Raw genomic sequence first — 13,365 nt, 5'->3', positions numbered from 1 at the left:
TCATGGGCTTCGCAGACAATCTGAAGGGCATCGTCGACAAGGGCAAGGACCTTGCGGCCGAGAACTCGGACAAGATCGACGACGTCGTCGAGAAGGCGGGGGACTTCATCGACAACAAGACCGGTGGCAAGTACTCCGACAAGATCGACAAGGTTCAGGAAGCAGCCAAGAAGGCAATTTCGGACAAGTAGGACGTACCGGTCGTCCGGAGTTCGTCATAGCGGCCGTCGGTCGCTCCATAGTGTGCGGCTGACGGCACAATAGTCTCGGTGGACGGACCGATTCTTCTTCTCGTAGTCATCTTTGCGATTGCCGTTGCCGGTTTCGCCAAGCGTCTGGACCTTCAGGTCCCGCTCGTTCTGGTCACCGTCGGGTCGATCGCGTCGTTCGTTCCCGGCGTTCCGCATGTGAGTCTCTCGCCTCAGTTGATCCTCGGCGTGGTGCTTCCGCCGCTGCTCTACTCGGCTGCGCTCGATTTCTCGTTCGTCACCTTCCGACGGAACCTCGGCCAGATCCTTCGGCTCGGACTGGTCATGGTGATCGTGACGACGGTCGCCGTCGGCTGGTTCGCGAATCTACTGATTCCCGAACTGACGCTCGGTGCGGCCCTGGTGCTCGGGGCCGTCGTGGCCCCGCCCGATGCGGTGTCTGCGATCGCCGTGGGTCGCAAGCTCGGCCTCCCCGCGCGAATGATGGCCATCCTCACCGGCGAGAGCTTGGTGAACGACGCGGCCGCACTGACCCTGTTCACCCTGGCCGTGGCGTCGGTGACGGGGAGCCGCATCGAACTGGGTTCACCGGTGTTGTACTTCGGCTACGAGATCGTCGGGGGCGTTCTGGTCGGGCTGGTCCTGTCGCGCATCGTCCGGTTCATCCGCAAGCGCATCGCCGACTCGGCCCTCGAGACAGTGCTCGGTCTCGTGCTGCCGTTCGCGGCCTTTCTGGCGGCGGAGGAAATTCATGCCTCCGGTGTCCTGGCCGTTGTCACCGCCGGCTTCGTGTTGGGCCGCATCACCGCAGACGTCTCGGTCACCACTCGGGTGCAGGAACGCCAGGTGTGGCCGACGCTGGATCTGCTCCTGGAGGCGTTCGTGTTCGCCTACATGGGTTTACAGCTGAAATTCGTGATCCAGGAAGTGCAACGCGAGGGTTTGCCGGTCCATCACGTGTTCGGATACGCGCTGGTGGTGCTCGTGGTGGTCATGGCCGTCCGCCCAGCCTGGATTTTCGTCAATTCCGGTCGACACATGTTGTTTCGCAGACTGTTTCGGCGAAAGGCACCACGCGAGACCGGTCTGAGCTGGCAGCAGAACCTGGTGCTCTCGTGGGCAGGCATGCGCGGAGTGGTGACGCTTGCCGCGGCCGCGGGTGTGCCGTTGACGACGGTGGCGGGCGACGAATTCCCCGGTCGCGCAGTGATTCAGGCCGTCGCGTTCGTCGTCGCGGTCGGAACGTTGCTGCTGCAGGGCCTGACGCTTCCGCTGATGATCCGCCGACTCGACGTTGCCGATCCACTCGAGCAGCAACGCACCGACAATCAGCGATTGCTCTCGCAGGTCATCGCCCGCACCGCCGCCGAGACCTACCTCGAGCGTGCTGCGAAGGACGGAATCGCGGGCGTCGACAGTGATCGGGTAGCCGAGGTGATCTCGCGCGTACGCCGTTCGGTGCGGGCACGGTTGGACGCGGACGAGACCGAGGACAGGGAGAAGCGAATCGCGGCGGCCGGAGCGCTGTTCGATACCCTGCGGCACAACGTGCTGGTCGCGCAGCGGGCGGCGCTGGTCGCCGCCCGTGACTCGGGGGAGCTGGACGACGAAGCTCTGCGCGCAGTGTTGAATGGTCTGGACGTGGAAGAGATTGCGGCCGAGGCCCGCATTCAACGACGCACGACGTAGACGAACGCAATGTAGGAGCGCAGAGACAGTGAGGTCGAGCGGGTTGGTGGCGGCCGCGGCACTGGCGTTCGCTCTGTCCGCCTGCAGCACGCCGGCGTCACCGACAGAACCGTCCGTGCCGGCTGCGATTCCTGCGCCCGAGGGCTCCGAACGCGGCGCGATCGTGTCGTCGATGCAGCTGGGCCAGGTCGACATCGGCGTCGCGTACCTCGGTGGAACGGCCTTCAAGATCGTCTACCGCACCACCGACGGGGTGAGCGGTGGCGGTACCGAGACGTCGGGAACGGTGTTCGTGCCCAAAGGTTCTGCGCCTCCGGGCGGCTGGCCGATCGTGTCGGTGGGGCACGGCACCACCGGCGTCACCGACGAATGTGCACCCTCGCTCTACCCGAATCTGTTGGGCACCATCGGATTGGTGACGCCGTTCCTCGAGCGCGGCACCGTGGTGGTGGTGACCGACTACCAGGGGCTCGGAACACCCGGGGATCCGGCGTACCTCGACCGAGACGCCGCCGCCTACGACGTCATCGACGCGGTGCGCGCGGCCCGTAACGTGGTGCCCGACGTCGGTACCCGGTGGGGTGCAGTGGGCACTTCCCAAGGTGGGCAAGCGGTCTGGGCAGCTGCCGAGCGCAACGCAGACTACGGCGACGGCTTGCAGTTGGTGGGTGCCGCGGCGCTCTCGCCCACCGCCGATCTGACTCGCATCCTCGCCCCCGAGACCGAACAGACCTTGCCGCGCCAGCTGCTGGTGCCGTATCTGTTCGAGGGTCTGCACGTCGCGGATCCGAGCGCCGAGCGTTCGGACTACATCCGCGGCACGTTCGCCGACAACGTGACCGCACTGACGGCGTGCAGCGATCTGCTCGGCTTCTCCAAGGCCGACGCCGGAGCTGTCATCGACCCGGCCGATGCTCTTCCGGCCACCGAGCAGGCAGCGGATCGGATGACGGACTGGCTCGAATCGGTGGCGCTGCCGACATCTCGCACCGATGTTCCGCTGTTCGTACTGGTCGGCGAGCGCGACGATCTGATCGATCCGCAGTGGACTCGGGATGCCGTTGCGACGGCCTGCGGCATGGGCGACGACATCGAGTTCACGGCCGAACCGCAACAGGGCCACGCCGAGCTGGCAGCCAACGCCATCGGAGTCGACTGGCTCGTCGAACGATTCCTGAACGTGCCGACTTCGGGTACGTGCGTGCGATGACGGCTGCCCTGGCCTGGCTGGCAGTGATCGTGGCGCTGATCGTCACGGTGATCGCAGTCATCAGCCTGCGTGGTCGACGCGATCTGACCACACCGGCCGAACGAGCCGTGCACTCCACCCTGCACACCGCATCCCTGGCGGCCAAGCCCCTGCGTGACGGTCTCGACGCCCGCTCGGCATCGGTTGCGGCACCTCATCTGCGGGTGCTGACCGGGGCGGACGCTCTCGGTATCTGCGATCCCGACGGTTCCCTGCTGGCCTGGGACGGTCCGTGGGACGAGCTGACACCGGCGTTCGTGGAGGCGGCGAAGCGAGCCGTGGACGGGCAGCGGCGAGTGCTGGTGCGCCTTCCGCTCGGTTCGATCCACCCGGTGAAGGCGCTGGTGGCGCAGCCGCTGGTAGTCGACGATTCGCCCGTGGTCGGGGTGTTGGGTGCGGCCATGGTCGACGAGCCGGGGCCGGGCGTGCTCGGTGCCATCGCCGAGGTCGCGCGTTACGCGTGCGGGCAGATCGAGCTCGCCGAACTCGATGCGTCGAGGGCTCGGTTGGACCGCGCCGAGGTGCGGGCGCTCCGAGCGCAGATCAGCCCGCACTTCATCTACAACGCACTGGGCACCATCGCGTCGTTCGTCCGTACCGATCCGGATCGGGCCCGCGAACTGGTGCTCGAGTTCGCCGATTTCACTCGATATTCGTTCCGCAATGCCGGCGAATTCACCGTCCTCGCGGACGAGCTTCGCAACATCGACCGGTATCTGACGCTCGAGCGTGCTCGCTTCGGTGATTCGTTGCAGGTCTCGTTGCAGGTCGCGCCCGAGGTGTTGGGGGTTGCGCTGCCGTTCCTCGCGCTGCAGCCGCTCGTCGAGAACGCCGTCCGGCACGGCCTGTCGGGCAAGGCCGACGGCGGCCGCGTGACGATCATCGCGGCCGACGAGGGCACCGATGCGGTGATCAGCATCGAGGACGACGGCGTGGGGATGGACCCCGAGGTGCTGCGGTCGGGCAGCCTGCACACCGAGGACGCGGCCCATGTCGGATTGGCGAACGTGGACGATCGGCTGCGGGCGGCCTTCGGAAACGACTACGGTCTCGTCGTGGACACCGCACCGGGCGCAGGCACCAAGGTGAGCATGCGCGTGCCGAAATTCAGGCCGGGTGTGCGGGCATGACGCAGGCCGGAACCTCGAGCGGGCGCGGATTGGTCGTGCTCGCGGTGGACGACGAGCGCCCCGCGCTGGACGAGCTCGCCTTCCTGCTTCGCGAGCAGGACGCCGTCTCCGAGGTGTTCACCGCGCAGGACGCGACCACCGCGCTCCGGCAGCTCCAGCAGAGCTCCGCGCAACCGGTAGTCGATGCCGTGTTCCTCGACATCAACATGCCCGGCCTCGACGGACTCGAACTGGCCGGCATCCTGTCGGCCTTCGCGCGGCCACCCGCCGTCGTGTTCGTCACCGCCCACGACGATCGGGCACTCGCCGCATACGATCTGGGTGCCGTGGACTATCTGCTCAAGCCACTGCGCGAGGATCGGCTCGCCGAGGCCGTTCGACGCGTCCTGGTTGCCCGCCGTCGACCGGCGCAGGCCGCCGACACCTCCGCCGACGAGGTGATTCCGGTCGAACTCGGCGGAACCACCACGTTGGTGCACCGGTCCTCGGTCGCATGGGTCGAGGCCGACGGTGACTACGCCAGATTGCATACCGGTACCGGCTCGCACCTTGTGCGGATACCGATCTCGGCACTCGAAAGTCGCTGGGCCGATGCAGGATTCCTGCGGGTGCACCGCTCCTATCTGGTCTCGCTGCGGCTGGTGACGGGAATCCGCAGCGTCGGTTCGGGTCTGGTGGTGTGCTTGCGGGGCAGTGGAGATCTGGCCGCCTGCGAGTTGCCGGTGAGCCGCAGGCACGCCAGGGAGCTCAAGGACAGATTGGTCCGCGGGCCGCTGCAATCGTGGTCGTCGCGATGATCAGGGGTGCGCGGTGAGCCAGCCGCATCGGCAACGCGTCGTACTCTCGCAACGTCGCGGTGCACGGATGGTGCGCACCCGCGTCGAAGTGCAGGAGCAAACCGAGGTGGGCGACGCCCTGGTTCGTAGTCTCGTTCGTGCCCAACTGCTGCTGTCGGTGCGGTTGGCGGTGATGACGCTGTCGATACTGTTCGCAATCCCGTTGTCCGGCTTGCTGCTCGAGCGTTTCACCGATGTCGCCCTGCTGGGTATCGGGTTGCCGTGGTTGGTGCTGGGGGTGGCAATTTATCCGCTGCTCTTCGGGGTCGGCTGGGCCTACGTGCGCCGGGCCGAGCGCAACGAGACGGAGTTCGTCGATCTGGTCGAGGACTAGGCTTCGGTGAACCAGTCCATTCCCGTCGCAACGGTGATCGCGCTGCTCCTGGCAGCCGCGGCCACCGTGGGCATCGGCGTCTACGGAGTTCGGTTGGCCCGCACCACCTCGGACTTTCTGGTGGCCTCGCGTTCGGTCGGGCCGCGGTGGAACGCCGCGGCCATCAGTGGTGAATATCTCTCTGCTGCATCGTTTCTCGGTGTCGCCGGTCTCATAGCCAAATACGGTGCCGATGCGCTGTGGTATCCCGTGGGCTTCACCGCGGGTTACCTGGGTCTTTTGCTGTTCGTCGCCGCGCCCCTGCGCCGGAGTGGCGCGTACACGGTGCCGGATTTCGTCGAGTTCCGGCTCGGTGCACCATGGTTGCGCACCGTGGCCATGTTGGTGGTGGTGGTCATCTGCGCGCTGTATCTGGTGCCGCAGTTCCAGGGCGCAGGCCTGACCCTGAACATCCTCCTCGGAGTACCGGGTTGGGTCGGGGCCCTGGCTGTCGGGCTCATCGTCATCGCCAACGTCGTCGGCGGCGGAATGCGCTCGATCACCTTCGTGCAGGCGTTCCAGTACTGGCTCAAGCTCACCGCGATCGCGATCCCGGCACTGGTGTTGGCCGTGTACTTCTTCGCCGACGACCGCAGCGTCGGCAGCCCGGCCCCACCGACCGTGTCCGAGCAGACCGTGGTCGACATCACCACCGATGTTCTCGTACAGGTGGATTCACCGATCGTCGTATCCGTGGCCGGCACCCTCGACGACGAGAGCGTCGACGGCCGAGTGCGTCTCGAGGCAGGCGAACACGAACTGGGATCGGGCACTGTGCTCACGTTGGACGCAGGCTCGCCCGTCCCTGTGGTGGCGGGAGCGCCGACCACCGACAGGGCATGGGCGATGCCCGGCGGAGGACTGGGCGGCGCGCACCCGCTGTATCAGGTGTATTCGCTGATTCTGGCCACGTTCCTCGGAACCCTCGGACTGCCGCACGTGCTGGTGCGGTTCTACACCAACCCGGACGGCCGAGCCGCGCGACTCACCTCGTTGACCGTCCTGGCGTTGCTCGGCATGTTCTACCTGTTCCCGACGGTGCTCGGCGTCTTCGCTCGCCTGTACGTACCGCAACTGCTCATCACCGGGGCATCGGACGCCGCGGTACTGCTGTTGCCCGGCTCCGTGCTGTCCGGAATTCCAGGGCAGTTGCTCGCCGCTCTCGTGGCCGCCGGTGCCATCGCGGCGTTCCTGTCGACCTCGTCCGGTCTGTTGGTCAGCATCGCCGGAGTGTTGAGTACCGATGTGCTCTCGGGCAAAGTGCGAGACTTCCGCGTCGCCTCGGTACTTGCCGGCGCTGTGCCGCTCGCCCTGTCGATCGGCGTTGTCTCACTCGACCTCTCACGCACCGTCGGGCTCGTGTTCGCGGTCGCCGCATCCACCCTGTGCCCCCTGCTGGTGCTGGGCATCTGGTGGCGCGGACTCACGGCAGCGGGAGCCGCGACCGGTCTGTTCCTCGGCGGTGGGATCTCACTCGTGGCCGCGTCGATCTCCGTCGTCACCCCCATCTCCGACGGCGTCCTCGGCGGTTGGGCGGCAGCGATACTCGGCTACCCGGCCGCAGTCAGCGTTCCCGTCGCCTTCGCCGCGATGATCGTCGTCAGCCTCGCCACCCGAAAAACGGTGCCGTCGGACATCTCCCGCATCTTCGCCCGTCTGCACCTGCCCGAGGGCCTCGACATGGGCAAAGACCGAGAGCGCGAACTGTAACTGCGTCTTCGGGTCGTTCCGCAGGCTCCACTCCACTCGTTGGGTCATTCCGCAGGCTCCACTCCCGCCGCCGCCGCTCATCTGCCATTCTCGACCGCTCGTCGCACACTCCCGCAGCCCGCCGTGTGATCGATGCCACCTCCTGATTTTGTGACCTGACTCTCATTACTGTTCCGACTCAGCTAGAGCTCACATCTACTTCAGGAGTCCAAGGTGACCGCACCGGAAACCAATTCGCCACCGGACGCGCAAGCGTTCGTCGACATGCAAGCCAGTCCCGAGTTCCAGGAACTCCGACACCGCCTGCGTAGCTTCGTGTTCCCGATGGCCGGGTTCTTCCTGGTCTGGTACGTCATCTACGTGCTGCTGAGCACCTACGCCGTCGACTTCATGTCGACCAAGGTGTGGGGCAACATCAACGTCGGTCTGCTGCTCGGCCTCGGCCAGTTCGTCACCACGTTCGCCATCACCGGCATCTACGTGAAGTTCGCCAACCGTGAACTCGATCCTCGCGCCGCAGCCTTGCGCGCCGAGATGGAAGCCTCCCAGGGAGCGAAGCGATGAATCTCGCGCAAGCAGCAAGCACCACCGTCGGCGAGCCACTCGTCAACATCGCGATCTTCGGCGCGTTCGTCCTCATCACGATGGCCGTCGTCATTCGCGCATCGAAGAAGAACGCGACCTCTGCAGAGTTCTTCACCGCAGGTGGCGGGTTCTCCGGACCTCAGAACGGCGTCGCCATCGCGGGCGACTACCTCTCGGCGGCAAGCTTTCTCGGTATCGCCGGTGCCATCGCGGTGTACGGCTACGACGGCTTCCTGTACTCCATCGGCTTCCTCGTCGCCTGGCTCGTGGCCCTGCTCCTGGTCGCCGAGTTGCTGAGGAACACCGGCAAATTCACCATGGCGGACGTGCTGAGCTTCCGGCTCAAGCAAGGCCCGGTTCGCACCGCGGCCGCGTTGTCCACCTTGACCGTCTCGCTGTTCTACCTGCTCGCACAGATGGCAGGAGCAGGCGGACTCGTCGCATTGCTGCTCGACATCTCCGACCGCACCGGGCAGTCCATCGTCATCGCCATCGTCGGTGTGCTGATGATCGCGTACGTGCTCATCGGCGGCATGAAGGGCACCACCTGGGTGCAGATCATCAAGGCCGTTCTGCTCATCGCCGGTGCCGCATTCATGACGGTCCTCGTGCTCGCCAAGTTCGGCCTGAACTTCTCCGAGCTGCTCGGTAGCGCACAGGCCATGGTGTCCTCGTCGGCAAGCGACGCCGTCGCAGCGCGTGATGTCATCGAGCCCGGCGCCCAGTACGGCGGCAGTGCCACCTCCAAGATCAACTTCCTCTCGCTCGGCATCGCACTCGTGCTCGGCACTGCGGGTCTGCCGCACGTGCTGATGCGCTTCTACACGGTGCCCACCGCCAAGGAAGCTCGTCGCAGCGTCGTGTGGGCCATCGCGCTCATCGGTGCGTTCTACCTGTTCACCCTGGTGCTCGGCTACGGTGCCGCAGCGATCGTCGGACCCGACCGCATCCTGGCCTCGGCCGGCGGTCAGAACTCCGCGGCTCCGCTGTTGGCCTTCGAGCTCGGCGGCGTCATTCTGCTCGGCGTCATCTCGGCGGTCGCCTTCGCGACCATCCTCGCCGTGGTCGCCGGTTTGACCATCACCGCGTCGGCGTCGTTCGCTCACGACATCTATGCGAGCGTCATCAAGAAGGGCAAGGTCGACGACGCCAAGCAGGTCAAGGTCTCGCGCATCACGGCCGTCGTCATCGGCATCCTGGCCATCGGCCTCGGCATCCTCGCCAACGGGCAGAACATCGCCTTCCTGGTGGCACTCGCGTTCGCTGTCGCGGCGGCCGCGAACCTGCCGACCATCCTGTACTCGCTGTTCTGGCGTCGCTTCACCACCACCGGCGCACTGTTCAGCATGTACGGAGGCCTGATCTCGACGATCGTGCTGATCGTCTTCTCCCCGGCCGTCTCCGGATCGCCGACGTCGATGATTCCCGGCTCGGACTTCGCCTGGTTCCCGCTCTCCAACCCGGGCATCGTGTCGATCCCGCTGGCATTCATCCTCGGCATCGTCGGAACTCTGATCTCGAAGGACACCGAGAACACCGACAAGCAGGCCGAAATGGAGGTTCGCTCCCTCACCGGCATCGGTGCGGAGAAGGCCAGCGCGCACTAGTACACCTGTAGACGCGTCGAGAAGTGCCCGTGTGAGCAAGGCCTCACACGGGCACTTCTCGTTCAGCGGTTACCATCCCTGCTGTGGCCAAGCTGAAGGTTTCCCTCGACGTCCCACTGACCCCCGAGCAGACGTGGGAGCACGCGTCCGATCTGTCCGGATACGAGCAATGGCTCTCCATCCACGAAGCGTGGCGGGGGGAGCTGCCCGAGCAGCTGGCCGTCGGCACCACTCTGGACTCCATCGCCAGCGTGAAAGGTATGCGCAACCGGGTGTCCTGGAAGATCGAGTCCTACGATCCGCCCAAGAAGCTCGAGCTCAAGGGCAACGGCAAGGGCGGAGTCAAAATCGGGTTGAACATGTCCGTGAAATCCAAGGGCGACGGTTCCGAGATCACCATCGACATCAACCTGGGCGGTGCACCGCTGTTCGGTCCGATCGGTTCCGGCGTGGCCCGTGCACTCAAGGGCGACATCGAGAACTCGTTGAAGACGTTCGTCAAGATCTACGCCTGACGTAGTATCTGGCGAACCGAACGGCGGGGCGGACGAACTTCTCCCTCTCGCTCGCTACGGAGAGGTCATGTCATGCCCGGTAGGCACAGTGCTTCGTCGTCCACGACGAGCAGTAGAGGAGTGGTGAAGTACGGCGTCATTGCCGTCGCGCTCCTCGTCGTGGTCGCAGGCGGCGTGGTCGTTGCACAGAAGGCCTTCGGTTCCGAATGCGGCGACCCCGCGTCCTACTCGCTGGCCGCGGATCCCGCGATCGCGCCGGTGCTGCAGAAGATCGTCGACGGCACGTCCGCAGAGGAACTGGATTGCGCTCGGATCGACGTGACCGCGAGCGAATCGGGTCAGGTCTCGGCCGCTGTGGCCAAGGGTGCCGATGTTCCCTCTCTCTGGATTCCGGATTCGTCACTGTGGGTCGGCAAGACCGTCCGGTCCACCGCATCGCTGATCGACCTCGCGAGTCAGTCGGTGGCCAGTACCCCCGCTGTGCTCGCTGCCCGCAAGGACGAGGTGCCGTTCTTCGACACGTGGCTCACTGCCCTGAAACTCGAAGGTCTGCGTATCGGAAACCCGTTGACCAACACCATGTCCGACGCGGCGATCCTCGGCGCGGTGGCCGAGGCCGGATCGGACGAGAAGGCCCTCGACTCGGTCTCGGCGGCGCTCGTTCCCATCGCACAGGCTCAGGCTGCCACCCGCGGTGAGGCCGATCCGAATGCTCGTCTGGACGACGTGGTCGCCGACGGCGGAGTTGCCGTGGTCTCGGAGCAGACCTTCCTGCAATACCAGATCGACAACGACAACGATCTCTGCGCGACGGTACCGCCGACGGGCAGCATCTTCCTGAACTTTCCGTTGGCTGTGACCGAGCCTGCAGGAGACCGACACGAGGCCGCGAAGTCCGTCGGCACGGCTCTGGCGGCGGCCATCGAATCCGAGCAAGGCCAACAGGCGTTGTCCGAGGCCGGGTTCCGTTCCGCGGACAATGCAGTGTTGGATTCCGATCGTGGGATCGGGGAGGTGACGCCCCTGACGATTGCCGATCAGCAGGCCGCCGAGTCGACGCTGAAGCAGTATCAGGTGCTGGCGCTTCCCTCGCGGGCATTGGTGATGGAAGACGTCTCCGGATCGATGAACTACAGCGCCGGTGCGAACACGCGCATCGCCATGACGGTGCAGGCCAGCGAGACCGGCAACCGCCTGTTCCCCGACAACGCGTCGATGGGCTTGTGGGCATTTTCGATCGGACTCGGCGGCGGCAGCCAGGATTACAAAGAGCTGGCACCGATCCGGCGCATGGACGAGAAGGTAGGCAACACCACTCAGCGCGAGGTGCTGCTGCAGCAAACTCGAACCCTTCCGTCGCTGGTCGGGGGCGGTACCGGGCTCTACGACACCACGTTGGCTGCGTTCCGCACCGTGCAGGAGGGGTACGACCCCGATGCCGTGAACAGTGTCATCATCCTCACCGACGGCACCAACGAGGATCCCGACAGCATCTCGCTCGACGAGCTGTTGTCCACCCTGCGCGCCGAGCAGGACCCGTCCAAGCCGGTCGTCATCGTCACCATCGGCATCACCGACGACGCCGATGCCGGTGTGCTGCAGCAAATTTCGGCTGCGACCGGTGGTTCGAGCTTTGTTGCTCGAAATCCGGCCGAAATCCCGAATGTCTTCGTGAATGCGCTGAGGAGCCGTTCCGGTCGGTGACGGGAGCGGCTATGATGTGCGCCGCGTGCTCTCCGTCACCTGGGGTAGTGCGGAGTAACCGTGGCGCAGAGGCGTGTCGGGGGTCGAAGTAGGGGGCGAAGTCGATGTCGGGACGTCACAGCGGCAGCAGTCGTAGGTTCAGTCCTGTCGTGACCTGGGGCGCAGCGGCGCTCGCGGTAGTAGTGGTCGCGGCGGGCGGCTGGTTCGGCGTCCAGGCCGTCCGTGCATCCGGTGCGGATTCCTGCGATTCCCTCGACACCGTCTCGCTCGCGGTGGACGCCTCCATCGCCGAGCCGGTGCAGCAGATCGTCTCTCGGGCCGGCGAGTTCGATCGTGGGTGCGTGAACTTCGATGTCCGCTCCGAGCGTCCCACCGATACTGCGACGGAGATCGCGGGCACCGAGAACCGCCCGGACCTGTGGATCCCGGATTCGACGCTGTGGCTGCTCAAGACCCTGCGCTCGACCGGTGCTCTGCCCGAGCTGGCCAAGACGTCCGTCGCGAACACGCTTCCCGTTCTGGTCTCGAAGTCCGATGCGGTGCCGGTCACCGATACCTGGCTCAGCGTGTTGCAACTTCCCGGGCAGCGCATCGGAGATCCCCTCACCAGCAGTGCGTCGAACGCAGCCATTCTCGGCGCGCTTGCCGAATCCGAGGTCGCGATCTCGGATGCCAAGGCCGTATCCGCAGCGTTGGTACCCATGGCGCAGGACTTCGGACGGATTGCCGACGCTCCCCACGACACCCCGGATCTGGTGGCCCAGGTGGCCGCCGAGGGCGGCACCAGCGTGGCAGCCGAACAGGCGTTGCTCGCCTACGAGGCGGACAACCCGGGCGCGGAGCTCACCGAGTCGGTTCCGCCGACCGGCAGCTACTTCCTCAACTATCCGTTGGCGGTGACCGCTCCGGCCGGGCCCGATTACGACCGTGTCAAGGAAGCCGGAGCGGCATTGGCCTCGGTCCTGGCCACCCAGTCGGCCACCGACACGCTTGTCGCGGCCGGCTTCCGTACCGCGAGCGGCACCCCGCTGCCCGACGGCAAGGGTGTCGGATCCGTTGCCTCGCTGGAGATCAAGAACCCCCTGTCCATCGAGACGACACTGCGCGATTGGGCCGTACTCGCGCTGCCGTTGCGCACCCTCGTCGTCGAGGACGTATCCGGTTCGATGGCCGCGAAATCGGGTGACTCGACTCGTATCGCGTTGACTGTCGATGCATCGGTCGGTGCCAACGACCTGTTCAGTGACCAGACCCAGATGGGTCTGTGGGCTTTCTCGATCGGACTCGGTGGTGGGAAACAGGATTATCGAGAACTGGTACCGCTCGGTCCGGTGAGCAACACGGTCGACGGTAAGCCGCAGCGCCAGGCGATCCTCGACTCCATTCGTGGTCTACCTGCTCTGGTCGGAGGCGGAACCGGGCTGTACGACACCACTCTGGCCGCATTCCGCCGGGTCAAGGAGGGCTACGACCCGAACTACGTCAACAGCGTCATCATCCTGACCGACGGAGCCAACGAAGACGACGGCAGCATTTCGCTGGATCAGTTGCTGGCAGCGCTGCAGAAGGAACAAGATCCCGTTCGGCCCATCGTCATCGTTACCGTCGGCGTCACCAGTGATGCAGACCCCGTTGCGCTGCAACAGATTTCAGCGGTCACGGGTGGAACGAGCTACATCGCCGAGGATCCGCGAGACATCCCCGATGTGTTCGTGAAGGCTTTGAACTCTCGCACCGAGCGCCTCGCGGGCGAATAGC

12 protein-coding genes are annotated in these 13,365 nt (G+C 65.6%); all 12 read left to right on the top strand.

Annotated elements, in window-relative coordinates:
• Nucleotides 1-2 precede the first annotated feature (2 nt).
• The 12 genes from CH305_RS02505 (at nt 3) to CH305_RS02450 (ending at nt 13,364) form a co-directional block, all read left to right on the top strand.
• Nucleotides 3-191 (top strand): antitoxin, encoded by a 189-nt coding sequence (locus CH305_RS02505; protein WP_094702462.1) that lies wholly within the window; start codon nt 3-5, stop codon nt 189-191.
• 78 nt (nt 192-269) lie between these two features.
• Entirely contained in the window at nt 270-1,898 is a 1,629-nt protein-coding gene (locus CH305_RS02500) for a Na+/H+ antiporter (protein ID WP_094702460.1), read from the top strand.
• A gap of 28 nt (nt 1,899-1,926) precedes the next feature.
• Nucleotides 1,927-3,108, top strand: coding sequence for a S9 family peptidase (locus CH305_RS02495; protein WP_037155056.1), 1,182 nt, complete (start codon nt 1,927-1,929; stop codon nt 3,106-3,108).
• A complete protein-coding gene (locus CH305_RS02490; RefSeq protein ID WP_037156002.1) occupies nt 3,105-4,277 on the top strand; it encodes a sensor histidine kinase in 1,173 nt (390 codons plus the stop codon). The genes CH305_RS02495 and CH305_RS02490 overlap by 4 nt, the downstream gene beginning before the upstream one ends.
• The gene (locus CH305_RS02485) at nt 4,274-5,074 is read left to right on the top strand and encodes a LytTR family DNA-binding domain-containing protein (RefSeq protein ID WP_037155058.1); all 801 of its coding nucleotides are present in this window, start codon (nt 4,274-4,276) and stop codon (nt 5,072-5,074) included. The genes CH305_RS02490 and CH305_RS02485 overlap by 4 nt, the downstream gene beginning before the upstream one ends.
• A gap of 67 nt (nt 5,075-5,141) precedes the next feature.
• Nucleotides 5,142-5,447 (top strand): hypothetical protein, encoded by a 306-nt coding sequence (locus tag CH305_RS02480; RefSeq protein ID WP_230592612.1) that lies wholly within the window; start codon nt 5,142-5,144, stop codon nt 5,445-5,447.
• A gap of 6 nt (nt 5,448-5,453) precedes the next feature.
• Nucleotides 5,454-7,196 (top strand): cation acetate symporter, encoded by a 1,743-nt coding sequence (locus CH305_RS02475; RefSeq protein WP_032404360.1) that lies wholly within the window; start codon nt 5,454-5,456, stop codon nt 7,194-7,196.
• Between the two features lie 264 nt (nt 7,197-7,460).
• Complete coding sequence (locus tag CH305_RS02470; RefSeq protein WP_032404916.1) at nt 7,461-7,760, top strand: DUF485 domain-containing protein; 300 nt, start codon at nt 7,461-7,463, stop codon at nt 7,758-7,760.
• Nucleotides 7,757-9,388 (top strand): cation acetate symporter, encoded by a 1,632-nt coding sequence (locus tag CH305_RS02465; protein WP_032404359.1) that lies wholly within the window; start codon nt 7,757-7,759, stop codon nt 9,386-9,388. Before CH305_RS02470 ends, CH305_RS02465 begins: the two co-directional genes overlap by 4 nt.
• Nucleotides 9,389-9,471: 83 nt before the next feature.
• Complete coding sequence (locus tag CH305_RS02460; RefSeq protein WP_032377358.1) at nt 9,472-9,903, top strand: SRPBCC family protein; 432 nt, start codon at nt 9,472-9,474, stop codon at nt 9,901-9,903.
• Nucleotides 9,904-9,975: 72 nt separating this feature from the next.
• Nucleotides 9,976-11,607, top strand: coding sequence for a substrate-binding domain-containing protein (locus CH305_RS02455; RefSeq protein WP_179278154.1), 1,632 nt, complete (start codon nt 9,976-9,978; stop codon nt 11,605-11,607).
• Nucleotides 11,608-11,756: 149 nt separating this feature from the next.
• A complete protein-coding gene (locus CH305_RS02450) occupies nt 11,757-13,364 on the top strand; it encodes a substrate-binding and VWA domain-containing protein (protein ID WP_256983473.1) in 1,608 nt (535 codons plus the stop codon).
• The last annotated feature ends 1 nt before the right edge of the window (nt 13,365 follow it).

Source organism: Rhodococcus sp. 15-649-2-2, from assembly GCF_002258645.1.
In the GTDB taxonomy this organism is placed as follows: Bacteria; Actinomycetota; Actinomycetes; order Mycobacteriales; family Mycobacteriaceae; genus Rhodococcoides.
Note: the sequence above shows the minus strand (reverse complement) of the source record. Positions and strands in the feature narration are given on the sequence as shown.